Below are 24,707 nucleotides of genomic sequence, written 5' to 3' on the forward strand. Positions count from 1 at the left end.
TAATCGGCCGAGGACTTACATACAACACTTTTACTTTGATAGAGGTGTGTCGCATCCACTATGTGCTTCTGAAATAACACATCCTGCGGGGGCTGCGCCCCCGTGAATCCCTGAAAAGCCGAGAGGTTTGGAGGGGGATGTGAAAATTTCAGAGAGTTTCGGCGGCTATAGCGGTGGGGAAACGCCCGGTCCCATTCCGAACCCGGAAGCTAAGCCCACCAGCGCCAATGGTACTGCACCTTAATCAGTGTGGGAGAGTAGGACACCGCCGAACAACACTTCACAGAAATGCCCCGCAACCAGCAGGTTGCGGGGCATTTCTGCGCTACGAGGATGGTTCCGAGCATGAGGGGTGCTTCCTTGGGGGTGAGTCGGCCGACAAGGCATCGAGGGCATAGATTGGCAACCATGAATGACCGTGACCGTAGCCGCGGCCGCGGCCCGCAGCGTCCGGGCCGGCAGGATCGTGCGGGCCGTCCGCAGCAGGCGTCGGGCCGTCCGAATGCCGACGGACCGCCGGATCCGGCGTTGCCCGACGATGTAGCTGCATCAGACCTCGATCCCGATACCCGTCGCGATCTGCTCTCACTTGAGAAGGCCACTGCCGAACGAGTGGCACGGCATCTGGTGATGGTCGCCGAGCTGCTCTATGAGGATGCAGAACTGGCTCTCGCGCATGCTCGCGCGGCGCGTCGCCGGGCCGCACGTGTGGGCGTGGTGCGCGAGACGGCCGGTGTCGCCGCCTACAACGCGGGGGAATGGCAAGAGGCGATTTCTGAGCTCAGGGCAGCGCGCCGGATCACCGGCAGCTCGGCACTGTTGCCACTCATCGCCGATGCCGAACGCGGACTCGGGCGCCCCGAGCGCGCGATCGAGATCGCGCGCAGCGAGGAAGGGCGCGCGTTGCGCGACGATGAGGCCACCGAGATGCGCATCGTCGAAGCCGGCGCGCGACTGGACCTCGGCGAGCCCCAGAAGGCCCTGGTGACACTGCAGTTCGAGGATCTGCGGCCCGGACGTACCGGTACCGCGGCGGCGAGGCTCTTCTACGCCTATGCGTCGGCACTAGAGGCGGCCGGGCAACTCGATGACGCGATGACTTGGTTCATGAACGCGTCTGCGGCCGACACCGAAGATGCCACCGACGCCGAGTTCCGTCTGATGGAGATCTCGGTGGGCGAGTCCGAGCCCGGTGACGTCACGGCGACCGTCGAAGACTCCGGCACCGAAGCGCCCGCGCCCGCGCACCAAGTCCACGATGTGCCGGCCCAGGACTCCACAAGTGTCGAGACTTCCGCACCGTCCGTGGCGGACGTATCGGAGCGCACGGGCGAACAGAAACAGGCGCCGGCTGCCCGGGTTTCGCCACCGGCTGTCGTTGCTGATGATGCGCCCAGTGGAGGTGCGGCGTCGTCGTCCCTCGCGGCTGCCTATGACGCCTTGCTTCTCGATCTCGACGGCACGGTGTTCGCCGGGCACAGCCCGGTCCCCGGCGCGCCGGAAACGCTCGAATCTCTCCAGGTGCCCACGATCTTCGTGACCAACAACGCCAGCCGCCGTCCCGAGGCGGTGGCCGAGCACCTGACGTCGATGGGGTTTTCCGTGTCGCCGGAGCAGGTGGTGACGAGCGCGCAGTCGGCTGCCCGGCTGCTGTCCGAGCATCTGGAGCCGGGTTCGCGCGCGTTGGTCCTCGGTACCGAGGGACTTGCGCAGGAAGTGCGAGAGGTGGGCATTGCGGTGACACGTAGCGCCGACGACCGGCCGCTCGCCGTGATCCAGGGCTTCTCCCCGGATACGTCCTGGGAGAGTTTGTCCGAGGCGGCGCTGGCGATTCGCGCGGGCGCACTCTGGGTGGCCACGAACGTCGACGCAACGCTGCCCTCGGAACGGGGACTGGTCGTCGGGAACGGCTCGCTGGTCGCCGCGGTGGCGCATGCGACCGGACAAGAGCCCTTGGTCGCGGGGAAGCCGGCGGCTCCGCTGATGGCCGATGCGATCAAGCGCAGCGGTGCCGACACGCCACTGGTCGTCGGAGACCGCCTCGACACCGATATCCAAGGCGCACATTCGGTGGGTCTGGACAGTCTGCTGGTCCTCAGTGGGGTGAGTACTGCGTCGGATCTCCTCGGTGCGCCGCCCGAGCAGCGCCCGACCTATGTGTCGGGGGACCTGTCGGGTGTTCTCGAACCGGCCGGGCTGCTCCGTGCGGTCCCCAGTGATGACTGGCACTTCGAGCAGGCGGGCAACGCGTTGACGATATCGCCGGTCGCCGATCCGCCGGCCACGCTCAGCCTGCTCCCGGCGCTTGCCGCGTGCGTGTGGGCGTTGGCCGATGCCGAGGAGATCGATCTCACCGAGATGGTCGTCGATTCCGACGATCCGCAAACGCGCGTGGCGCTCGAGAGCTTCGGTCTGATCGGACAATGAAGGAGAGGCACGGATGACACCACCGATGTCGACGTCACCGCACGGTCCCGATCCCGCGCGCCCCGCGGGGCCGACACCGCAGATGATGCCTGGTGCGCGCTCCGACACCGAGCACCTCGACACCACCGATCCAGGGCTGGCCGAGTCGGTCGGTAGCCGGGTGCGCCAGCTCCTTGGCCAAGTCGATGAGATACGCGAGCAGGCCGGTGAGACAACCGATTTGGTGGCACTCGCGCGACAGTCCGAACTTCTCGAGCAAGCTCACGAGGTGCTGACCTCGGCCTTGTCCGACGTCGACCGCCGGTGAGTGCCGAGCCTGATGAGATATGAGCACGATCCGATGCAACCGTGGTGCGCGATTGTGAGGTGTGACTGAGTGGCCGCCCGTGCACGTCTCGATGCCGAGCTCGTGCGTCGCGGGCTCGCGCGATCACGCGAGCAGGCGCGCGAACTCGTCGAGCGCGGTGCAGTCAAGATCAACGGCACCGTCGCGACCAAGCCGGCGACGAACGTCGGGCGCGACACCCCGCTTGTCGTCATCGACGAAGAGCGTGACGACTGGGCCTCGCGCGGGGCGCACAAGTTGCTGGGGGCCTTGGAGGCCTTTGAGCCGCAGGGTCTGACGGTCGTCGGTAGGCGGTGTCTCGACGCCGGAGCGTCGACGGGTGGATTCACCGATGTCTTACTTCGCCGTGAAGCGCGCGAGGTGGTCGCGGTCGATGTCGGTTACGGACAGCTGATCTGGCGTCTGCAGAACGACGATCGCGTCGATATCCACGACCGGACCAACGTGCGGCACCTGACCGCAGCATCGATCGGTGGACCGGTGGACCTGATCGTCGCGGACCTGTCGTTCATCTCGCTGCCGTTGGTACTGCCCGCGTTCGTGGCCTGTTCCCGACCCGGCGCCGACATGGTGCCGATGGTCAAGCCGCAATTCGAGGTCGGCAAGGACCGGGTGGGTGCCGGCGGTGTGGTTCGTGACCCAGAGCTGCGCGTGGAGGCGGTCGCCAAGGTGGCAGCCCAGGCCGCCCGCCTGGGTTTGTCCACCCGTGCCGTCACGGCGAGCCCACTGCCGGGTCCGTCGGGAAATGTGGAGTATTTCCTCTGGCTGCAGCGGCCATTCGGCGCTATGCCGTTGCCGGACGATAGGGTCGGTAACCGAGACGGCCCGCATGCAGAGGGCGCGGTGCGTGTCGTCGATGAGGATCCCGCGCACGATGCCCCCGAGGGGGATGCTCCGGGTCGCGATGTCGACCCGGACACCATTCGGATGATCAGGCAGGCCGTCGACGACGGCCCGCGCTGAGTGTCCTCGCGTGTGGAGAACGAAAGGAGACCAGGTGGGCAATGCATCGGTCACGGGCTCGGGCAATACCGGCGATGGGCCGGAACCGGCCGGTGGGTCCGGCCCGGCTGGGCCCGGCTCGCACCGCGAGTTCCTGGTGGTGGCCCATACCGGCCGCGAGACCGTCACCAACACCATCACCGCCATCGCCCGCCATTGCGCCGAGGGTGGCGTTGCGTTGCGGGTGGTCGACCACGACACGCGCGTCGACCCCGACCGGGCCAGCGAGGCGCGCGCCTATCCGCAATCGGTGGTCGAGACCGGGCCGATTCCCCGGCCGCCCGATCGTAATCCGCTCGACCCCGACCATCTGCGGGAGCTCGGGGCGCGGGTGCAGGTCACCGCGGGAGAACCGGATTCCGCGGAGGGCTGCGAGATCGTCATCGTTCTCGGCGGTGACGGAACCTTCCTGCGTGCGGCCGAACTCGCCTATCCCGCCGGTGTCCCGGTACTCGGGATCAACCTGGGTCACATCGGGTTCCTCGCCGAGGGAGAGGCCAATCGCGTCGACCAGGTGATGCGTCAACTCATCAGGCGCGACTATCGCGTCGAGCATCGGATGACGCTCGACGTGTCGGTCCTCGATCCGGCCGATCCCGATGGGGCGCAGACCAGTTGGGCGCTCAACGAGGTCGCCATCCTCAATCGGACCAGCACCGGGGTCCTCGAGCTCATCACCGAGGTCGATGGACGGCCGGTGTCGGCATTCGGGGCCGATGGTGTTCTGGTGTCCACCCCGACCGGCTCGACCGCGTACGCGTTCTCCGCCGGCGGCCCGGTGATGTGGCCGGACCTGGAAGCGATTCTGGTGGTGCCCAGCAACGCCCATGCCCTGTTCGCGCGTCCCATGGTCACCAGTCCGCGGTCGCGGGTCGCCGTCGAGGTCGACAAACTGGGGCGATCCGGATTCGCGCTATGTGACGGGCGCCGACGTCTGGAGGTCCCCGCCGGGGCCCGGGTGGAGGTGGTGCGCAGCGACCGGTCGGTGCAGTGGGTCCGGATCGATTCGGACCCGTTCGCCGACCGGCTGGTGCGTAAATTCGATCTGCCGGTCACAGGCTGGCGGGGGAGGCAGACCTAGCCGTGCTCCAAGAACTGTCCATTTCCGGCCTCGGCGTCATAGACGGTGCGTCGGCGAGGTTCCCGCCCGGATTCACCGCACTCACCGGTGAGACCGGTGCAGGCAAGACGATGATCGTCACCAGCCTGCGGCTATTGGCCGGCGGGCGTGCCGATGCCGGGCGAGTGCGTTCGGGGAGCAGCAAGGCGACCGTCGAGGGGCGCTTTCGGGTCGCTGACCCCGAGGGCGCAGCGGTCGGTGACGTCGCCGACATCCTGGAGTCCACCGGGGCCGAACTCGACGACGACGGCACCGTCATCGCGATCCGTACCGTCAATGCCGATGGACGTTCCCGTGCGCACCTGGGCGGGCGGTCGGTTCCCGTCGGCGCGCTGGGCAAGTTGGTGAGCTCGGTGCTCACGGTGCACGGTCAGAACGATCAATTGCGCCTGTTGCGGCCCGACCATCAGCGTGGAGCGCTCGACACCTTTGCCGGCGCGCGGGCGCAGAAAGCGCTGACCGCCTACCGTGCCGCCCGGAGCGAATGGGTCGCATCGCTCGACGAACTCGATGAACTCCGTGCGAACTCCCGAGGCCTCGCGCAGGAAGCCGATCGTCTGCGGTTCGGTATCGACGAGATCGTGGCGGTCGACCCACAGGCCGGCGAAGACGATCAACTCGCCGAGACGATTCGGCGGCTCACCGACCTCGAGTCCATCCGGTCGGCGGCCGCCGGGTCGCACGAGATCGTGGCGGGTGAGTCGGAGTCGGTGGTCGAGCGGCTCGGCCAGGTGCGAACGCTGCTCGAGACCGCAGCCGACGATGAGCTGAAGCGTCTGGCCGGGCGCGTCGGGGAGGCACTCACCGTCGTCACCGACATCGGCGACGAACTGACCTCCTACCTCTCGACGCTGCCGCCCGATGCCAACTCACTCGACCAACTGCTGACCCGCCAGGCCGAGTTGAAGACCTTGGTGCGCAAGTACGCACCAGACATCGACGGCGTGATCGAGTGGCGGGTCCGCGCCGAGGCGCGGCTGAGCCAGATCCACGACCCGCAGGGCAGCATCGACGAGCTGCAACGGCGGGCCACCGAAGCCGCCGGCGCCGTATCGGCAGCAGCGACGACACTCCACGGCATCCGGGTCAAGGCCGCCACGACGATGGGCACGAAGGTGTCCAGGGAACTCGCCGGACTGGCCATGGGGGACTCGACGCTCACCGTCGAGGTCGGTCTCGAAGCCGCCGATGGTGATGACCGCCTCGCCATCGAGATCGGCGGTCACCGCACCCACGCCGGCACCGACGGGGCCGACCGGGTCGAATTCGCCCTCGTACCGCACAAGGGGTCGCGCCCGCTGCCCATTGCCACGTCGGCGTCTGGTGGCGAACTGTCGCGCGTCATGCTCGCCCTGGAAGTGGTTCTGGCGGAACCGACCTCGGGCTCGGTCATGGTCTTCGACGAGGTCGACGCCGGTGTCGGTGGCCGCGCCGCGGTCGAGATCGGGCGTCGTCTGGCCCGGTTGGCGCGCGCCCATCAGGTCATCGTCGTCACGCACCTTCCGCAGGTCGCCGCATTCGCCGACAATCACCTCGTCATCGGAAAGAGCTCCGGCAAGGGCGCCGCGCAGACCAGCACGGTGCGCGCACTCGACCGGGCCGAGCGTGTCGCCGAACTCGCCCGCATGCTGGCGGGCCTCGGTGAATCCGACACCGGCAAGGCACACGCCGAAGAACTGCTGACTACTGCAGAGGCAGAAAGAGACTCCTGATACCGTCGATGCCCTTGATGCTTGTGTGACAAAAGTTGCCACTGTTGCGGCGCGCCTCCCGAAGTTCGGGCACGGTGCGGTCAATCATGGCGGTCATGAAGATGCCTGCACTGCTCGCGCGTACGACCGAAGAACTGCCTGGCGTCATTGGGATCGCCAGAATCGACAAGAACACCAAGCGGCTCCTCGAACGCGTGGGGCCCGGCGACATCGCAATCCTCGATGAGGTCGACCTGGATCGGGTGACGGCCGACGCGCTCGTGGAGGCGAACGTCGTCGCCGTGGTCAACGCCTCGCGCTCGATCAGTGGCCGCTACCCCAATCTGGGGCCCGAGGTGCTCGTCGCCTCGGGGATCGTCCTGCTCGACGAAGTGGGTTCCGAGGTCTTCAAGCGGGTCAAGGACGGCGCCAAACTTCGGGTGCACGACGACCGCCTGATGGTCGGTGAGCGGCGTCTGGCGCGAGGCACCGCGCTCGAGGAGCACGACATCGCCGGCATGATGATCGATGCGAAGACCGGACTCGTCGATCACCTGGAAGCATTCTCGGGCAACACGATCGAGTTCATTCGCAGTGAGTCGCCGTTGCTCATCGACGGTGTCGGTGTGCCAGATGTGGATGTGTCGCTGGCCGGCAAACATGTCGTGGTGGTCGCCGACGGTCCCGACCGCGGAACCGAACTGCGTGCGCTCAAGCCGTTCATCAAGGAATATTCACCCGTACTGGTCGGCGTGGGGGCCGGCGCCGACACGCTGGTCAAGGCCGGCTACAAGCCCGCGATCGTCGTCGGTGATCCCGACGAGATGAAGGCGGCCACACTCCGGTGTGGCGCGCAGATCGTGTTGCCCGCCGATACCGACGGCCACGCGTCCGGGCTCGAACGCATCCAGGATCTCGGTATCGGTGCGACCACTTTTCCCGCTGCTGGTACCGCGGCCGATCTGGCGTTGCTGCTCACCGACTTTCACGGTGCCGATCTCATCGTCACGGCAGGCTACGGCGGGTCGCTCGACGACTTCTTCGACCGGTCGCGTCGTGAATCCACCCCGTCGACATTTCTCACCCGCTTGAAGGTCGGGCCCAAGCTTGTCGACGCCAAGGCGGTGGCGACGCTCTACCGCAGCCGGGTGTCGGGCGCGGCCATCGCCTGCGTCGTCCTGGCTGCACTGGTCGCGGCCATTGCCGCGGTGATGTTGTCGAACGCCGGTCCCGAGGTCGCCGATTGGATTGTCGCCCAATGGAATCAGCTATTCCAATGGGTGCAGGGAGTTTGGAACAGGTAGAGCATGATTTCACTTCGCCAGCACGCCATCTCGCTGGTGGCGGTGTTCCTGGCCCTCGCGCTGGGCTTGTTCCTCGGCTCGGGTTTCGTCGGCGACCGCGTCAATTCCCTGACCGGAACAAGCCGTGATCGGGTGGGGGATCTGGAGCAGCAGCGAGATGAACTCAACGCCCAGGTCAATGCCGCCTCCGGTTTCGATGCGGCCATCGCGCCCCGGATCATGGCCGATCGGCTCAAGGGGCACTCCGTCCTGGTGGTGACGCTGCCCAACGCCGCCGACTCCGACGTCGACTCGGCGAAGGAGGCGCTCTCGACTGCCGGCGCGACCTTCGGCGGCCAGCTCGGCCTCACCGACAAGCTGGTGCGTGACGACAACGCCGAACAGGTGCGCACGATCGTGGACCAGACGATCCCACCGGGCGCCACCCTGCGCGCGGAGCTGACCGACTCCGGGTCGCGCGTCGGTGATCTGCTGGGAACCCTGCTGCTGCACCGGAGCAACCAGCCGGCCGCGGCGGCATCGGACAGCCAGACCGGCCTGCAGACGTTGCGAGACGGGGGCTTCCTCACGTACGCCGACAACGCCATCCGTCCGGCCGATCTGGTGTTGTTCGTCTCCGGCGACGCGCTCAGTGAGAATGCGGGCGCCCAAGGCCAACTGACCGCGCGACTGACGGCGGCGATGGCGGCCCGTGCACAGGGCGGGGCGCTCGTGGGTCGCAGCGGGTCGGCGACCGGGGGCTCACCGATCGCCGTGGTGCGTTCGGATCCCGCGCTGCGTAATGCGGTCTCGACGGTCGACAACGTCGACCAGCAGACCGGTCTCATCACCACGATCCTGGCGCTCGGCGAGGAGACACAGGGGCGTTCCGGCTCGTACGGTACCGGCGCCGGAGCCACGGCGATCACTGTCGGGGCGCAGCCCGCGCCCGCCCGGACCCCGTCCTGATCGCCGGAAAAGTGGCCGACGCGACACTGCCGCGACACCGGTCTGCGGTGTCGCGGCAGGCAGATCGCAGCTGTGGTGTTACCCTGGAGTCCCGTAGGTGAGCAGGCTTTTGAGGGCCTGATCCGGCCGACGGGAGAGACGCTTTTGCGACCATTGCGCGTTCATACGGGCACCAAACATATTTTCGTGACCGGCGGAGTCGCCTCGTCACTCGGAAAGGGCCTGACCGCCTCGAGCCTCGGTCAGCTGCTTACCGCCCGCGGTCTGCGGGTGACCATGCAGAAGCTCGATCCGTATCTCAACGTGGACCCCGGGACGATGAACCCGTTCCAACACGGCGAGGTGTTCGTCACCGAAGACGGTGCCGAGACAGATCTCGACGTCGGGCACTACGAGCGTTTCCTCGATCGGAATCTGTCGCAATCGGCGAATGTGACGACCGGACAGGTGTATTCGAGCGTCATCGCCAAGGAGCGCCGCGGCGAGTACCTCGGGGAGACAGTGCAGGTGATCCCGCACATCACCGACGAACTCAAGTCCCGGGTGCTCGCGATGCGCGAGCCCGGTGACGACGGCGAGGCACCCGATGTGGTGATCACCGAGATCGGTGGCACCGTCGGCGACATCGAATCGTTGCCGTTCATCGAGGCCGCCAGGCAGATCCGGCATGACGTCGGCCGCGACAACGTGTTTTTCCTGCACGTGTCGTTGGTGCCGTATCTGGCGCCGTCCGGTGAGCTCAAGACCAAGCCGACCCAGCATTCGGTGTCTGCGCTGCGCAGCGTCGGTATTCAGCCCGACGCGCTCATCCTTCGTTGCGACCGAGATGTCCCGGAGGGGCTCAAGAAGAAGATCGCACTGATGTGCGACGTCGACATCGAGGGCGTGATCTCGACGCCGGACGCCCCGTCGATCTACGACATCCCCAAGGTGCTGCACAGCGAGCAACTCGACGCGTACGTCGTGCGCAAGCTCGGCCTGCCGTTCCGGGACGTCGATTGGACCGAGTGGGGTGAGCTGCTCAACCGGGTCCACGAGCCGCGCGAGACCGTGCGAATCGCGTTGGTGGGTAAGTATGTGGATCTGCCCGATGCATACCTGTCGGTGACCGAGGCGATCCGGGCGGGCGGTTTCGCCTGGCGGGCTCGTACCGAGATCAAGTGGGTGCCATCGGATGAGTGTGCGACCCCCGCGGGTGCTCAGACAGTGCTCGGCGACGTCGACGGCGTGCTCATCCCCGGCGGATTCGGCATTCGCGGGATCGAGGGGAAGGTCGGCGCGATCGCGTATGCGCGGCGCCGCGGTATCCCATTGCTCGGTCTGTGTCTCGGCTTGCAGTGCATCGTCATCGAGGCCGCGCGTTCGGTCGGGCTGGCGGAGGCGAGCTCCGATGAATTCGATCCCGGCACACCGCATCCGGTGATCTCCACGATGGCCGACCAGTACGAGGCGGTCGCCGGGGAGGCCGATCTCGGCGGCACGATGCGTCTCGGTGCATATCCGGCGACACTCAGGGACGGGTCGGTGGTGGCGAAGGCCTACGGCACCACGCAGGTGTCCGAACGCCACCGTCACCGCTACGAGGTGAACAACTCCTACCGCGACAAGATCGCCGAGTCCGGGTTGGTCTTCTCCGGGACATCTCCCGACGGCCACCTGGTCGAGTTCGTGGAGTATCCGGCAGAGGTTCATCCGTTCCTGGTGGCCACTCAGGCACACCCCGAGCTGAAGAGCCGGCCGACCCGGCCACACCCGCTCTTCCGGGCCTTCATCGATGCGGCGCTGAAGTACAAGGCGGCCGAACGTCTTCCGGTCGATCTGGGCGAGTACGACGCCGCCACCGCCGACGAGGGCGGCGGCGATGGGGCCAGTGCCGAGAAGACCACGGCCGACGAAGCCACGATCGCCACGGCCGGGATCGCCGACGCAGCAGGTGGACGAGAGTGACCGGCACCTCTTCGCACGGCTCCGGAACCCACGATTTCGAGGTGCGTGGGTCGCACACCGTGTACGAGGGTGCGATCCTCGCATTGCGGGTGGACGAGGTCGCGATGCCCGGTGGACGCGTCGCCGAGCGCGAGGTCGTCGAACATTTCGGCGCGGTCGCCATGGTGGCGCGCGACGACGAGGGCCGGATCGCGATGGTGCGTCAGTACCGGCACCCGCTCGGTCGTCGGCTGCTCGAACTGCCCGCGGGATTGCTCGATCAGGGCGGAGAGTCGCCGGTCGATGCGGCGCGACGCGAGCTGGCCGAGGAGGCGGATCTGTCCGCCGACCGCTGGCGGCTACTGGTGGACCTCGCGTCGTCTCCGGGATTCACCGACGAGGCCTTACGCGTCTACCTCGCCGAGGGGCTGCACGCGGTGCATGCCGGCGAGCGCAGCGACGAAGAGGCCGACATGACGATCGAGTGGGTGCCGACGGCCGACGCACTGCGAAAAGTGTTCGCCGGCGACATCGTGAACGCGACCAGTGTCGCCGGGATCCTGGCGATCGTGGCGGCCGATCTGGGGGAGGTCGAGCTGCGGGCGGTCGACGTCGCGTGGCGCGACGAGCCTACGGCGCTGCGTCAACGTAAAGGCGCGCCGTCGACGTAAAGGCGCGGTGCGAACGTAACGACGCGGTGCGAACGTAACGACGCTTCGTGAATGCTGCAGGCGCTTCATGGACCATGCGGGATACGCGGGTGAGGAGGTCGGGAGTGGGCGAGCGATTGGGCATCGATGCTGCGATCACCCGATACCTCGATCACCTGACCGTCGAGCGCGGGGTGGCCGCCAACACACTCGCGTCCTACGGGCGTGACCTCCACCGTTACCAGCGGTACCTGCACGATCGCCGGATCGAGGAACTCGCGGAGGTATCCGAGGCCGACGTCCGCGAATTCCTGGTGACGTTGCGGCGTGGTGATGAACAGACGGGCGTGCGAGGGTTGGCCGATAGCTCGGTGGCCCGAACCTTGGTGGCCACCAGAGGGTTTCACAAGTTCGCCGCTGCCGAGGGCTTGGTCGCCGAAGACGTCGCACATACGGTGCGGCCACCGAGCCCGGCCCGACGCCTGCCGAAGGCGCTACCGGTGGCGGACGTGGTGCGCATCCTGGACGCGTCGGGCGCGCCGGATCATCCGCGTGCGCTCCGGGACCGGGCGCTGCTGGAGTTGCTCTACAGCTGTGGGGCTCGAATCTCGGAGGCGACGGGGCTCGACGTCGACGATGTCGACACCGAGATCCGCGCGGTTCGGTTGCGTGGCAAAGGCGGCAAGGAACGTATCGTCCCCGTTGGTGGGCCTGCGATAGACGCGCTCGAGGCATATCTGGTGCGCGGACGGCCGACCCTTGTGAGTCGCGCCACCGCAGCGCTGTTTCTCAATGCGCGCGGTGGGCGGCTGACCCGTCAGGGAGCGTGGCAGGTGCTGGCGTCGGCGGCGCAGCGTGCCGGTCTGGACACCGCGGTGTCGCCGCATACGCTGCGGCACAGCTTCGCCACGCATCTGCTCGAAGGCGGGGCCGACGTCCGCGTGGTGCAGGAGTTGCTGGGGCACGCGTCGGTGACGACGACGCAGGTGTACACCTTGGTGACGGTGAACACGATGCGCGAGGTGTATGCGACCGCGCACCCGCGGGCACACTGACGGCCGGATCCACGATCTGCGGCGGTGCTCCATGGGATCGTCGTGGTGACCTACTAGTCTTTGAGGGACGTCCGGGCAGAGTTCGGCCGGGCGGAGACGACAGAAAGGGGGCGGCGCAGCGGTGAGCATCTCGAGCACCCGGCGACCCGGCGCCCATTTCGACGACCAGCAGTACCGTCTCGAGGTCGCCGGCGCACCGGAAATCGACGAGACCGAATACCGTGCCGGGCCGGCGCCCACCCCGGCCGATGACGAGATCGGTCCCACCGGCCGTCCCTATCGGCCGGTGCCGGAGCCCACCGAGCTGGATCGACACGGACCGGCGACAGTCATTGCCGTCTGCAACCAGAAGGGCGGCGTCGGCAAGACCACATCGACGATCAATCTGGGTGCGGCGCTGGCGGAATATGGACGTCGGGTGTTGTTGGTCGACCTCGATCCGCAGGGTGCGTTGTCGGCCGGGCTGGGCGTCCCGCATCACGAACTCGAAGACACCGTGTACAACCTGCTCGTGCCGCCGCACGCACCGACCGATGAGGTGCTGATGCGTACGCGGGTCGACGGGCTGGACCTGTTGCCCAGCAACATCGACCTCTCGGCCGCGGAGATCCAGTTGGTGACCGAGGTGGGTCGCGAACACGCGCTCGGGCGGGCATTGCACCCCATCCTCGATCGCTACGACATCGTGCTCATCGACTGTCAACCGTCGTTGGGATTGCTGACCGTCAACGCCTTGGCGTGCGCCGACACGGTGCTGATCCCGATGGAATGTGAATACTTCAGTCTCCGTGGCCTCGCCCTGCTGAACGATACGATCGAGAAAGTGCACGATCGACTGAACGTCCGCCTGGATGTCGGCGGCATCCTGGTCACCATGTTCGACGCGCGGACCCTGCATTCGCGGGAGGTGATGGAGCGCGTCGTGGAAGTGTTCGGCGACAAAGTGTATGACACGGTGATCGCCCGCACCGTCCGGTTCCCCGAGACAACCGTCGCCGGGGAGCCGATCACCTCATGGGCGCCGAAGTCTGCTGGGGCGCAGGCTTATCGGGCACTAGCCCGCGAGGTAATCGCGCGCAACGTCAAGCAGGCATGAGCGAATCGACCGAGCTCGACGAGGCCGAAGCCACGCAGGCTGACGGCACAGCGCAGGTTGATGACATAGCGCGGGTTGACGACACAGCGCAGGTTGATGACACAGCGCGTGAGGCCGGTTTCCGGGTCCGCCTGACCAATTTCGAGGGCCCCTTCGATCTGTTGCTCAATCTGATCAATCAGCACCGCCTGGACGTGACCGAGGTGGCGCTGCACGAGGTCACCGACGACTTCATCGCCTACACCCGCGAGATGGGTCCGGAGCTGGGACTGGAACAGACCACCGAGTTCCTGGTGGTCGCCGCAACTCTGCTGGACCTGAAGGCCGCGCGACTGTTGCCGGCCGGCGAGGTGGACGACCCGGAGGATCTCGCACTCCTGGAAGCCCGCGATCTGCTGTTCGCGCGACTGTTGCAATACCGAGCCTACAAACAGGTGGCGGCTCTGTTCGGCGAATTGGAAGCTGCTGCGCTGCAGCGTTATCCGCGCGCAGTGGCGCTGGAGGACCGATACGCCGGTCTGCTCCCCGAAGTGACGTTGGGCGTCGACCCGGCCCGTTTCGCCGAGATCGCGGCAGCGGCTCTGCGCCCGCGCCCGGTGCCGACGATCGGGCTCGACCATCTGCACGACGTGCATGAGGTGTCGGTTCCCGCGCAGGCGCAGCGGATGGCCGGGTTGCTGGCTCTCAGCGTGCCCGACGAGGGCCTGACCTTCGGTCAGTTGGTCGCCGACTGCGCCAATCCGCTGGAGGTGGTCGGCAGCTTCCTCGCGCTGCTCGATCTGTTCCGGGAGCGCGCCATCGCCTTCTCGCAGCCCGAGGCACTGGGAGATCTGCGGGTGCTGTGGTCGGGCGAACGCGACGTGAACGAGCTGAGCTTCGACAAGGCGGAGGACTACAGATGACGGACACGACCATTCCCGAAGATCCCGACGAGGGCGCATCGGAGCCGGGTCGTGCGGAGGGTATCGAGGTTGCCGAGTACACCCTCGACGACGTCGAGCTCCGCTCTGCGCTCGAGGCTCTGCTGCTGGTCGTCGATGCGCCGGTGACCTCGGACGAGCTGGCCAACGCGGTCGGCACGGATGTGCCGCGGGTGCGGGTGGCACTTGAGGAGATGGCAGCAGAACTGACTGCGCGACGCAGCGGTATCGACCTGCGATTTGTCGGTGACGGCTGGCGCTACTACACGCGCGCGGACTACGCGCCGTACGTCGAACGTCTTTTGCTCGATGGCACGCGCTCGAAGCTCACCCGCGCGGCGTTGGAAACGCTGGCCGTGATCGCCTACCGGCAGCCGGTCTCGCGGGCCCGGATCAGTGCGATCCGCGGTGTCAACGTCGACGGGGTGATCCGCACGCTCGTCGCCCGCGGACTCCTCAACGAGGTGGGTACGGACCCGCAGACCACGGCCACCACATACGGCACCACCGAGTTGTTTCTCGAACGGCTCGGGCTCGCCTCGCTGGCGGAGCTGCCCGACCTCGCGCCCCTGCTGCCCGATGTCGACCTCATCGATGGTCTCGACGAGGAGTTGAACTCTGATCCCCGATTCGCCAAACTCGCGGGTAAACCGGCAAACTCAGAGGAGGCGTCCGACGGTCAATCGCCGTTCGGAGGCGACGACCTCGAGGATCAGGACTGAAATATGGCAACCGCTGGCCGGGATGGCACACCGGGACGACGCAAGACGGCCAAGAACCACACGGCCCGAAATCACACGGATAAGAGCGCTGCAGGCCGGAATTCCGCCGCGAAGAACGCCGCTGGGGGCGGCAAGCCGGTCGGCGGCAAAGGCGCTGGTAAGCCCACCGGGAAGAAGACCGGCACCGGCTCGGTGCCGCCGCACGCGCAACCGCACGCCAAGAAGAAGCATCGTAAGGGCAGTTCAAAGCCCGACGTGGACGCGGGGCGTATCCGTCTCAACAACGCGCGTCCGGCGCGGCATCAGGCACCGTCGTCGGATGACGGTGACCACGGCGCGACCTACGTTGCCGACGGTGTCCGACTGCAAAAGGTCCTCGCGCAAGCGGGTGTCGCATCGCGGCGCGGCGCCGAGGAACTCATCGCGGCCGCACGTGTGGAGGTCGACGGCGAGATCGTCACCGAACAGGGCATGCGTATCAATCCCGACTCGGCGGTCATCCGGGTCGACGGGGCCCGGGTCATCATCGACGAGACCCGGCAGTATCTGGCATTGAACAAGCCGAAGGGCTGGCAGTCGACGATGTCCGACGACCAGGGTCGTCCGTGCATCGGTGACATCGTCGCCGAACGGGTCATGTCGGGGCAGCGCCTGTTCCATGTCGGACGGCTCGACGCCGACACCGAAGGCTTGCTGCTGCTCACAAACGACGGAGAACTCGCACATCGCCTCATGCACCCGTCTTATGAGGTGCCAAAGACCTACTTGGCGTGGTTGCGGGGAGAAGTGCCCCGCTCATTGGTGCGGACACTGCGATCCGGCGTGGAGCTCGACGACGGGCCGGTCGCCGTCGACGGCTTCACCATCAATGGCGTCCACGAGGGGGAATCGCAGGTCCGGATCACCTTGCACGAAGGACGAAATCGGATTGTGCGACGGATGATGGAAGCCGTCGGCTTCCCGGTGCAGGCGCTGGTGCGCACCCACATCGGTACCGTGGCGCTCGGCGATCAGCGACCCGGCAGTCTCCGTGTTCTCGGCCGCGACGAGGTCGGGTCGCTCTACAAGGCGGTGGGACTGTGAGCAGCGGAGTGATCGCCATCGATGGTCCTGCGGGCACCGGAAAGTCGAGTGTCTCGAAGCTCTTGGCGCACAAGATCAGTGCGCACTACCTCGACACCGGGGCGATGTACCGGGCCGCGGCGCTCGCGGTGCTGCGCGCCGGTGTGGACCCGGCCGAGGCCGACGCGGTTGCCGCGGTGGTCGCGTCCGCGGATATCAGGTTGGTGCCCGGCGCGAACGGATCGTCGAGGGTCTACCTGGACGGCGAGGACGTGAGCGGCATGATTCGGACCGATGAGGTCACCGATGCGGTGTCTCCCGTGTCGGCGGTACCAGCGGTACGCGCAAAGCTTGTTGCACTCCAACGGCGCCAGGCGGAAGCCGAGTTGCTCGTCGTCGAGGGACGCGATATCGGGACCGTGGTGTTCCCGGATGCGTTGATCAAGATCTTCCTCACCGCGTCGCCCGAAGCCCGGGCCGAGCGGCGGCATCGACAAAACCTGGCGGCCGGGCGGCCCAGCGACAACGCCGAGGTGCTTGCCGCGGTGAATCGGCGCGACCATCTCGACTCGACCCGTGCGGTATCGCCGTTGCGGCCGGCCGACGACGCGATCACGGTGGACACCAGTGACATGACCTTGGATCAGGTTCTCGAACATCTGGCCGACCTGGTCCGTACCCGGATCGGAGTTGCCTCGTGAGTGATATGTCCGACGCCACCGACGGCACCGCCGACATCACCGCGTTGCCCGGCGACGGTTTGTGGAGTGATGAAGCCGAATGGAACCTCGATGAGTTCGGTGACGCATTGGAGCCCGGTGAGGTCGAGCGGGTGCCCGAGGTGGCCATCGTCGGCCGACCGAACGTCGGCAAGTCGACATTGGTGAACCGTGTCCTGGGCCGGCGTGAAGCCGTCGTCGAAGACATCCCCGGGGTGACCCGGGACCGTGTCTCGTACGCCGCTTCCTGGTCGGGCCGACGATTCAACGTCGTCGACACCGGCGGCTGGGAGCCCGACGCCAAGGGGCTGCAGCAGGCGGTCGCGGCTCAGGCCGAACAGGCGATGCGGACCGCCGACGTCATCGTTCTGGTCGTCGATGCCACCGTGGGCGCCACGACCACCGACGAAGCGGTGGCACGGACACTGCGGCGATCGAAGACACCGGTCATCCTGGTGGCCAACAAGATAGACAGCGAAAAGCAAGAGGCCGAGGCCGCGTCGCTGTGGTCGTTGGGACTCGGCGAGCCACAACCGGTGTCGGCGGCGCATGGACGCGGCGCCGGTGACCTGCTCGACGTCATCCTCGACCGGTTGCCGCAAACCCCGCGCGAAGACGCCCCGCGGATCGGCGGTCCACGCCGTGTCGCGCTCGTCGGCAAACCCAACGTCGGCAAGAGCTCCCTGCTCAACAAGCTGGCCGGTTCCCAACGTTCGGTGGTCGACAACGTCGCCGGCACCACCGTCGACCCGGTCGACGAACTCATCGAACTCGATGGCCGCACATGGCAATTCGTCGACACTGCCGGATTGCGTCGCAAAGTCCGCACGGCCAGTGGCCACGAGTACTACGCGTCGTTGCGCACCCGCTCGGCGCTCGACGCCGCCGAGGTGGCGATCCTGCTCATCGACGCTTCCGAGCCGGTCACCGAACAGGACCTGCGGGTGCTGTCGATGGTGATCGAATCGGGGCGGTCGCTGGTGATCGCGTTCAACAAGTGGGATCTGGTCGACGAGGATCGCCGCTACCAGCTCGACAAGGAGATCGACCGCGATCTCGCGCGCGTGCCGTGGGCGGGCCGCGTGAACGTCTCGGCGATGACAGGCCGGGCCGTCCAGAAGCTGGTGCCCGCGCTGGAGAGCGCCCTACAGTCCTGGGACAAGCGGATCTCCACCGGGCCACTGAACAACTGGCTCAAAGACGTCATCGCGGCCAACCCGCCGCCGCTGCGCGGGGGTCGGCAACCGCGCGTGATGTTCGCCACCCAGGCGGCTGTCCGGCCACCGACATTCGTGCTGTTCACCACCGGGTTCCTGGAAGCCGGGTACAGGCGCTTCCTGGAGCGCCGGCTGCGTGAGGAGTTCAATTTCGACGGCTCGCCCGTCCGGATCAACGTGCGGGTGCGTGATAAGCGGGAGCGTCGCAAACGCTGACGAGGCGCCGGGACCCGCGCGGTGGCCTCTGTGAGATACTCCTGTCGTGCTCATCTTGGCAATCATCGTTTTCGGCATGGTCATCGGCGCTCTCGCCCAGCTCATCATCGGCGGCAAGAACATGTGGAACATCGACTGGGGACTCGCGATCGTCGCCGGCCTGGTGGGGTCCTTCGTCGGCGGCCTGCTGATCAGCTTGCTCTCCGGCGACGGAATCTCGTTCCGCCCCAGCGGGATCATCGGGTCGCTGGTCGGCGCGCTGGTCGTCACCGGCGGCTGGGTCTGGTACAAGAAGCGCTCGACCGTGTCCTGATCGCAGGGCGCTGACCAGGCGATTGGCATGCGGAGCCAGTGGTCGGCTAATCTCATCTACGCCTTGATGACGCGAAGGTCGTCGATCAGGGCAACGGGCTGTGGCGCAGTTTGGTAGCGCACTTGACTGGGGGTCAAGTGGTCGCAGGTTCAAATCCTGTCAGCCCGACTCCGAGAACCACCTGGTAACGGGTGGTTTTCTCATTTCTGGGGTTTCGAATTCAGGCACTGTCGGACGGGTGACGACCATTCTGACAACCGTCGCACCGGCCCCGAGTGGTGTCCGAGGCGGCACAGATCCTCGGCGTGACGTCGCGGCAGGCGCAGCGCCTCGCAGCCGACGGTGAGCCGGGCACACCCGCCGGTCGGGCGCGATGTACCGCGCCCGCAACAACCGCACCACGAGCAAGGGCCGGCCGGCGCTTCCTGGCGCGGCTCGGACCGCGCTCGATCTCCTGTCCGGCGGGAAACGCACGAGCCGCTCGAGAGGCGGCTCGTCGACCGGCTGTCCATCACGACTCCGATGTCGCCGATCACCACCGACTGGGGATTCGCCTGCGGCCGGTCCGGGCCGCCGCCCGACCACCTCGCTCACGGGAATCCTGGTGGCAATCGAAGGCCTCGACGGCGCGGGTGCGAACACGGTGCCGAAGCAGTTCGAACACGCCGGGCCACGAATCGAGTCGATGGCGTTCCCGCGCATCGGCCTACAGCACGCGGACCTGGCTGCGATGTGCACTGCGGGCTCGGCGATCTGGTCTCAGCTGCCATATGTCTCACTAGTGCAAAGAAACCCACGGATCGGCGAATAGCCCTGGGGCTCTTTGCAAGAGCGGGCTCCTCGGACCGGCGCGCCGGTCAGTCAAGATGACAGGCAAGAGGTGAGTCGATGGCATTCGACTGGCTGGATTCAAGGGAAACTTCTGATCGTCGAAACCCTCCGCACGGTGGGGGAGTTTCGTGCCCGGTGCGAGTTACGCGAGTTCGGAGTCATCGAAGGCACGCTCGCTTCCCTCGCTCGTGCGCACCTATCGCCCAGCCGCCGTCATCGTCGGGGTCGGCGAAGAATCGGGGTCCACCCCGTCGAAGATCACGGTCGACCACGAGGTCGACCCGTCGTCGATCAGGGCCAAGTGCAGCGCCAGTGACTTGCTGTACCGCTGATGCTCGGTCTTGTCACGGAACGGTGGGAGCGAAATGTCCGCCGCCGTAGGACGGCCCCACGGAATGTCTTCCCTGTCCATGGCGAACGCCATCGGCGTCTCCCACACCGGAACTGTTGCAGGCTCGGGCCGAACGGCGCCGTCGCACCGTCCAGGGCCGGACCGGGCTTGTTCGGTCAGTGACTGTCGAGGGCGGCCAGTGCCTCGCGCGCTTGCTCGAGTTCGCGGCTGAGGTCGTCGACGCGGCGTTTGGCCTCCTCGCGAGCGGCGGTCATCACCGACGTCACCGCGTCTTGGACAATGCTGTCACCGAGTTCTCGCATGGCCGCGTCGACCGATTCCACTGTCACCGCCCGTGCCCGTTGCGGCTTGTGTGCGCCCCGGGTCATCGAGACGAACCATTGGTTGTCCGCGGAACCGTAGATGGTCACGCTGACGGTCTTCGCGGCCTTTTTCACCGGGGCGCGTTTGGATTTGGGTTCGGTGTCGGACGACCTCGCCGGTGCGTCGGTGCGTGACGAACCAGATTGTGCGGTAGAGGTTTCCGGCGTGCGCGTGCGTCGCTGTCGGGCAGCAGAATTCGGTGTAGTCGCCGTGGCGGTATGCGGATTGCCGGTCGAGGATTTCGCTGCCGACGACCTTGGCGCCGAGGACCTCGCCGGTGCCTCGTTCTTGGTCCTCCGCAGTTCGTTCGCCTCGTAGGGAAGTTCGTCGTCGACGCCTCTCGGCGAGACGGTCACGGTGCTGCCGGATACCGACAACACACGCGCTGATGTGCCGGGTTCGAGGTCGAGGCCCGGGATTCCTTCGCGTAGATACACCGTCGGACGGCGACCCTGTGCGACCTCGGCGGCCAGACTGGTCAGATCCTCGGGCGTGAGTGACGCGGATTGCGAACTGCGGCGTGGTGGCATGGTGGCGGCTCCTCTCGAACTGATCGTCACGAACATTTCCATACGCCCCCGACATCGCGCACGGGTGCCCATCGATTCACCTGGCCGGCGAACCCGGAATGGATCGGATCGGCTGGATGTGGGCCGACTGTGACTTGGGCAACACCGCCGAACACGCTGCGCGACAGGCAGTTTCCGCCTCCATCCGTAAAGCGGTGCGATAGCCGTTGACCCGGGTCTTTCGGCCCTCGAGAGCAGCCACGACTGCGGCATAGCATCGGCTTGTCCGGGTCGTGCGGACCGAGCACGTCCGGCATCGCCGAGGAGGTAGTCACGATGACATTCGTCAATATCACCGCTCTGACGTTTCCCGAGGGCACGCAAGCGGAGATCGAGCAGCGGTTCGCGACGCGGAAGAAGTCCGTCGACTCCGCGGCAGGATTCCGCGACTTCGAGTTGCTGTGCCCCGCCTTTGGCGAGGAGCGTTACTTCGTCCTCACCCGCTGGGACTCGCGCGAGGACTACGACCGGTGGTCGGCCGCGCGACCGGCCGGCGGTCACGACGCCGACAAGCGGCGGGGGATGAGCGCCGAGGTCCTCGGGTTCGACGTCGTCGTGACGGATGGGACAAGCCAACTAACTGCGTAGGGTCGGTGCCATCCACCGTCGAGGCCGGGGAGAGTTCGTCCGTGAAGTTGTCGATCGTCGACCTGGGGACCGTCGCACCGGGAACCACCGAGACCGACGCGCTGGCCGATGCGTTGGCGACCGCGAGTCACGCGGAGAACCTGGGGTTTCATCGGGTCTTGTTCGCCGAGCACCACCTGTCCCGGTCTGGCGCCTCGCATTACCCGGAGCTGTTGATCGCGGCCGCGGCGACGATCACCTCCTCGATCCGGCTCGGTTCGGGCGCGGTGTTGATGAACCACTACAGCCCGTTCAAGGCCGCCGAGATGTTCCAGCAACTCGAAGCGCTGGCCCCCGGGCGGGTCGACCTGGGAATGGGCCGGGCCACTGCCGGCCCGATACTCGACGCCGCGCTACAGCAGAACCGCCAACACCCGGCCCAGGTCGACCATCAGCAGCAGGTCCTGGAGACCCTGGCCTGGCTGTATGAGTCGTTCCCCGACGATCACCCGTTCCATGCCCATCCGTTGATGCCGAGTGTGCCCAGCCGGCCGCAGACCTGGCTCCTGGGATCGAGCCCGAACGGTTCGACTCTGGCCGCCGGACTCGGCATCGGCTACACCTTCGCCGGGTTCATCGACCCGACTGGCGCAGCCGCAGCCTTGCGCCACTATCGCGAGGTCTTCCAGTCGCAGGGGTTCGGACTCTGCTCGCCGCGCGCGATCCTGGCCGTCAACGTCGCGGTCGGCGATACCCCACGCCGTGGGCCTGCACCTGGCGGACTCGCCCAAGGGCTACTACGCGAGACTCGGCCGCGCCGGCCGGGCGGCCGGATCTGTCATGGTCCCCACGCCCGACGAAGCCGCGCGCGAGATGACCGAGGCTCAGAAAGCCGAGCCGACTTCGATCACCGGCGGCCGGTGGCCCCGCTTCGTGGCCGGCGGGCCCGACGAGGTGCGCGCGACCCTGGAACAGATGGCCGCCGAGTCCGGCGCCGACGAGATCATGGTCCAAGACCTGATCGCCGACCCGGACGTCCGCAGGCACTCTCATGAACTACTCGCCCAGGCGTTCGGCCTGGAACCAGGACCGGCCGTTCGGTCGCAGAGCTCACGCATCTAGACGCAGAGCTCACGCAGTGAGCCGACACTGAGGCAAGACGCGCGAACACCGACGGACACAGAAGTTGCAGGACGAAAACTGCCGGCCCGAGCGATCCGCGCGCCTCTCGACGCCGCCCTCGACAATGCCCTCGCCCCACTGCGCGGAACATCCGGCATTCACATCGACTGATCGGGAGGTGGCCGGTCTGATCTTCGTATGTGGATGAATCCGCCTGGGTGGCAAACCATCGCACGTGATGAGGCCGATCGGTCTCCCAGATGAGACAGATCGGTATCATCGAGGCTAGTGTGGGGGTGTGAACACGAGCGAATCACGTGAACTGACGTTGCCGTCTCCCGGGTCGTCGACGACTCATCGCGTGGAGACGACTGTGAAGAGGCCGGTTTGGCGTCTCGCGTTCCTGGCCTCGGTACCGGCGGCGTTCTTGGCGGCGTCCGCTGCCCCGACGCCGCTGTACCCGATCTATCAAACGGAGTGGTCGTTGTCGGTGGAGGCGACATCGCTGGTATTCGGGGTGTATGCGCTGGCGTTGTTGTGCGGGCTGGTCGTGTTTGCGCGTCTGTCCGATCACCTGGGGCGCCGACCGGTGATGTGGGCGGCACTGGCCATTCAGATCGTGGCGCTGGCGCTTTTCGTGGCGGCCGCTGATGTCGACTGGCTGCTCTGCGCCCGGGTGTTGCAGGGACTCTCGACCGGCGTGGGCCTCTCGGCTGTGGGCGCCGCGTTGCTCGACACCGATGTTCGTCGGGGGACGGTCGCCAATGCCGCCGCGCCCCCGTTCGGTTCGGCCGCGGGCGCGATGGGGGCGGCATTGCTTGCGCAGTTCGGGCCGGCCCCGACTCGGCTCGTCTATCTCGTGCTCATCGGAGTGCTGGTGGCGCAGGCGATCGGCCTGCTGTTCGTTCCGGATGGTTCTGCGCGCCGGCCTGGCGTGTGGGCGAGCCTGCGTCCGCGGGTCGGGGCGCCCAGAAATGTTCGGTTGTTGCTGGTGGCTGCGTGCCCGGTGCTGTTCTCGGTCTGGGCGGTATCCGGACTCTTCGGTGGCCTGGGGCCGAAACTCACGGCGGAGCTGTCGGGCTCGTCATCGCCGATTCTCGGCGCGCTGCCGATTGCCATCGTCGGGGCCGTTTCGCCGATCGTCGCGTTCGCGACTTCGAGGCTTCCTGGTCGCGTTTCGCTGGCCTGCGGCATTGCTGGTCTGGTGGTGGGCGGCCTCGTTGTGGTCGCCGCGGTGGTGAGCGGGATCGTCGGATTGCTGCTGGGAGCTGCGGCCATCGCGGGGGTGGCATTCGGGCTCGGATTCCGTGGAGGCATGCAACTGGTGCTTCCCGCGGTGGGGCAGAGCGAGCGCGCCGGGACCCTTTCGCTGCTCTACGTCGCCTCCTATCTGGGGTTCGGATTACCTGTCATCGTGGCCGGCGTCGTCACAGCCCGCACCGGCGACCTGCTCGGGACAACCCTCGGCTATGTTGCCGTTCTCCTGCTGCTCGCCGTCGCATCGGCTCTCGCGCTCGGCCTCTCCCGGCGGGCGGCGCTCGAGCCCGAGGAGTCAGAATGAGCCGTATGGGCGCAGACAACGACGAGCAGCGCGGCGCTGACACCTCGCGCCGGTCGGCGCGTGGGAAGCTGCTCGCCGCCGCGGACGAGCTCTTCTACCAGGAGGGTGTGAACACGGTCGGGATCGATCGTGTCATCGAGCAGGCCGGCGTCGCGAAAGCATCGCTGTACCGGCTGTTCGGAAGCAAGGAACACCTTGCCGCTGCGTACCTGCGCGCCCGACACGAGATCATCGCGGCCCAACTGGTCGAGGCGGTGCTGCAGGCTCCAGATGCGCGATCACGAATCCTCGCCGTCTTCGCGACCCAGGCACGCCGGCTGCGTAGTCCCGACTACCGCGGATGCGCGTTCGCCCGCGCGAGTGCGGAACCCGCGGCCGGGCCGGAAGTCATGAAGGCCGCCGAGGATTATCGCGACTTCACGCTGAAACTGCTCACCGATCTCGCTGTGCAGGGTGGTGCGCCGGACCCGAAGACAACCGGCATGCAACTCCAAGCGCTCTATCACGCCTCTGCACTGTTGGGGACCCGCCACCGTCGCCAACTCATCGCGTCGACGAGGGCTGCTGTCGAAACGCTGCTGGACAGCGCTTTCGGTTCACCGCACTAG

Annotated in this window: 23 protein-coding genes, 1 tRNA gene and 1 rRNA gene; 24 read left to right on the forward strand and 1 reads right to left on the reverse strand. The window is 66.9% G+C overall.

Annotated elements, in window-relative coordinates; translation table 11 throughout:
- The first annotated feature begins 157 nt into the window (after positions 1-157).
- The 20 genes from rrf (at position 158) to ACLQ3C_RS00100 (ending at position 19,897) form a co-directional block, all read left to right on the forward strand.
- Positions 158-274: ribosomal RNA gene (gene rrf / locus ACLQ3C_RS00005) — 5S ribosomal RNA — on the forward strand.
- 134 nt (positions 275-408) lie between these two features.
- Positions 409-2,427, forward strand: coding sequence for an HAD-IIA family hydrolase (locus ACLQ3C_RS00010; RefSeq protein ID WP_425702331.1), 2,019 nt, complete (start codon positions 409-411; stop codon positions 2,425-2,427).
- A gap of 13 nt (positions 2,428-2,440) precedes the next feature.
- Entirely contained in the window at positions 2,441-2,734 is a 294-nt protein-coding gene (locus ACLQ3C_RS00015) for a hypothetical protein (RefSeq protein WP_425702332.1), read from the forward strand.
- A 69-nt stretch (positions 2,735-2,803) separates the two neighbouring features.
- A complete protein-coding gene (locus tag ACLQ3C_RS00020; RefSeq protein ID WP_425702334.1) occupies positions 2,804-3,736 on the forward strand; it encodes a TlyA family RNA methyltransferase in 933 nt (310 codons plus the stop codon).
- Between the two features lie 34 nt (positions 3,737-3,770).
- Positions 3,771-4,856, forward strand: coding sequence for an NAD kinase (locus ACLQ3C_RS00025; RefSeq protein ID WP_425702336.1), 1,086 nt, complete (start codon positions 3,771-3,773; stop codon positions 4,854-4,856).
- A 2-nt stretch (positions 4,857-4,858) separates the two neighbouring features.
- Complete coding sequence (gene recN / locus ACLQ3C_RS00030; protein ID WP_425702337.1) at positions 4,859-6,607, forward strand: DNA repair protein RecN; 1,749 nt, start codon at positions 4,859-4,861, stop codon at positions 6,605-6,607.
- A gap of 95 nt (positions 6,608-6,702) precedes the next feature.
- Positions 6,703-7,890 (forward strand): putative cytokinetic ring protein SteA, encoded by a 1,188-nt coding sequence (gene steA / locus ACLQ3C_RS00035; protein ID WP_425702338.1) that lies wholly within the window; start codon positions 6,703-6,705, stop codon positions 7,888-7,890.
- Between the two features lie 3 nt (positions 7,891-7,893).
- A complete protein-coding gene (locus ACLQ3C_RS00040; RefSeq protein WP_425702340.1) occupies positions 7,894-8,838 on the forward strand; it encodes a copper transporter in 945 nt (314 codons plus the stop codon).
- A 144-nt stretch (positions 8,839-8,982) separates the two neighbouring features.
- Complete coding sequence (locus tag ACLQ3C_RS00045) at positions 8,983-10,785, forward strand: CTP synthase (protein ID WP_425702342.1); 1,803 nt, start codon at positions 8,983-8,985, stop codon at positions 10,783-10,785.
- Positions 10,782-11,435 carry an NUDIX domain-containing protein gene (locus ACLQ3C_RS00050; RefSeq protein ID WP_425702344.1) on the forward strand — a complete coding sequence of 218 codons (654 nt, stop codon included), beginning with the start codon at positions 10,782-10,784 and terminating at the stop codon, positions 11,433-11,435. The genes ACLQ3C_RS00045 and ACLQ3C_RS00050 overlap by 4 nt, the downstream gene beginning before the upstream one ends.
- 74 nt (positions 11,436-11,509) lie before the next feature.
- Positions 11,510-12,469: a site-specific tyrosine recombinase XerD gene (gene xerD / locus ACLQ3C_RS00055; RefSeq protein ID WP_425702345.1), complete on the forward strand. Its 960-nt coding sequence runs from the start codon at positions 11,510-11,512 to the stop codon at positions 12,467-12,469.
- Positions 12,470-12,590: 121 nt separating this feature from the next.
- Entirely contained in the window at positions 12,591-13,565 is a 975-nt protein-coding gene (locus tag ACLQ3C_RS00060; RefSeq protein WP_425702347.1) for a ParA family protein, read from the forward strand.
- Positions 13,484-14,467, forward strand: coding sequence for a segregation and condensation protein A (locus tag ACLQ3C_RS00065; RefSeq protein ID WP_425702349.1), 984 nt, complete (start codon positions 13,484-13,486; stop codon positions 14,465-14,467). The genes ACLQ3C_RS00060 and ACLQ3C_RS00065 overlap by 82 nt, the downstream gene beginning before the upstream one ends.
- Complete coding sequence (scpB, locus tag ACLQ3C_RS00070; RefSeq protein ID WP_425702350.1) at positions 14,464-15,207, forward strand: SMC-Scp complex subunit ScpB; 744 nt, start codon at positions 14,464-14,466, stop codon at positions 15,205-15,207. The genes ACLQ3C_RS00065 and scpB overlap by 4 nt, the downstream gene beginning before the upstream one ends.
- Before the next feature lie 3 nt (positions 15,208-15,210).
- Complete coding sequence (locus ACLQ3C_RS00075) at positions 15,211-16,290, forward strand: pseudouridine synthase (RefSeq protein WP_425702351.1); 1,080 nt, start codon at positions 15,211-15,213, stop codon at positions 16,288-16,290.
- Positions 16,287-16,970 (forward strand): (d)CMP kinase, encoded by a 684-nt coding sequence (gene cmk, locus ACLQ3C_RS00080; protein ID WP_425702353.1) that lies wholly within the window; start codon positions 16,287-16,289, stop codon positions 16,968-16,970. Before ACLQ3C_RS00075 ends, cmk begins: the two co-directional genes overlap by 4 nt.
- A gap of 5 nt (positions 16,971-16,975) precedes the next feature.
- Positions 16,976-18,421, forward strand: coding sequence for a ribosome biogenesis GTPase Der (der, locus tag ACLQ3C_RS00085; protein ID WP_425702899.1), 1,446 nt, complete (start codon positions 16,976-16,978; stop codon positions 18,419-18,421).
- 46 nt (positions 18,422-18,467) lie between these two features.
- Positions 18,468-18,734 carry a GlsB/YeaQ/YmgE family stress response membrane protein gene (locus ACLQ3C_RS00090; protein ID WP_425702354.1) on the forward strand — a complete coding sequence of 89 codons (267 nt, stop codon included), beginning with the start codon at positions 18,468-18,470 and terminating at the stop codon, positions 18,732-18,734.
- A 94-nt stretch (positions 18,735-18,828) separates the two neighbouring features.
- Positions 18,829-18,902 (forward strand) — tRNA-Pro (locus ACLQ3C_RS00095).
- 791 nt (positions 18,903-19,693) lie between these two features.
- Entirely contained in the window at positions 19,694-19,897 is a 204-nt protein-coding gene (locus ACLQ3C_RS00100) for a hypothetical protein (protein WP_425702356.1), read from the forward strand.
- Between the two features lie 175 nt (positions 19,898-20,072).
- Here the strand turns inward: ACLQ3C_RS00100 and ACLQ3C_RS00105 are convergent, their stop codons facing one another.
- On the reverse strand, positions 20,073-20,840 hold the full coding sequence (locus ACLQ3C_RS00105) for a DUF6319 family protein (RefSeq protein ID WP_425702358.1): 768 nt from the start codon (positions 20,838-20,840) through the stop codon (positions 20,073-20,075).
- A 285-nt stretch (positions 20,841-21,125) separates the two neighbouring features.
- Between ACLQ3C_RS00105 and ACLQ3C_RS00110 the strand changes: the two genes are divergently transcribed.
- From ACLQ3C_RS00110 to ACLQ3C_RS00125, 4 genes are all read left to right on the forward strand, one after another.
- On the forward strand, positions 21,126-21,437 hold the full coding sequence (locus ACLQ3C_RS00110) for an antibiotic biosynthesis monooxygenase family protein (protein WP_425702360.1): 312 nt from the start codon (positions 21,126-21,128) through the stop codon (positions 21,435-21,437).
- 41 nt (positions 21,438-21,478) lie between these two features.
- Complete coding sequence (locus ACLQ3C_RS00115) at positions 21,479-22,471, forward strand: MsnO8 family LLM class oxidoreductase (protein WP_425702361.1); 993 nt, start codon at positions 21,479-21,481, stop codon at positions 22,469-22,471.
- Between the two features lie 440 nt (positions 22,472-22,911).
- Positions 22,912-24,099: an MFS transporter gene (locus ACLQ3C_RS00120; protein WP_425702362.1), complete on the forward strand. Its 1,188-nt coding sequence runs from the start codon at positions 22,912-22,914 to the stop codon at positions 24,097-24,099.
- Positions 24,096-24,707, forward strand: a complete 612-nt coding sequence (locus tag ACLQ3C_RS00125) for a TetR/AcrR family transcriptional regulator (RefSeq protein WP_425702363.1) — start codon at positions 24,096-24,098, stop codon at positions 24,705-24,707. The genes ACLQ3C_RS00120 and ACLQ3C_RS00125 overlap by 4 nt, the downstream gene beginning before the upstream one ends.

It is taken from the genome of Gordonia sp. DT30, assembly GCF_049844915.1.
Taxonomy (GTDB): Bacteria; Actinomycetota; Actinomycetes; order Mycobacteriales; family Mycobacteriaceae; genus Gordonia.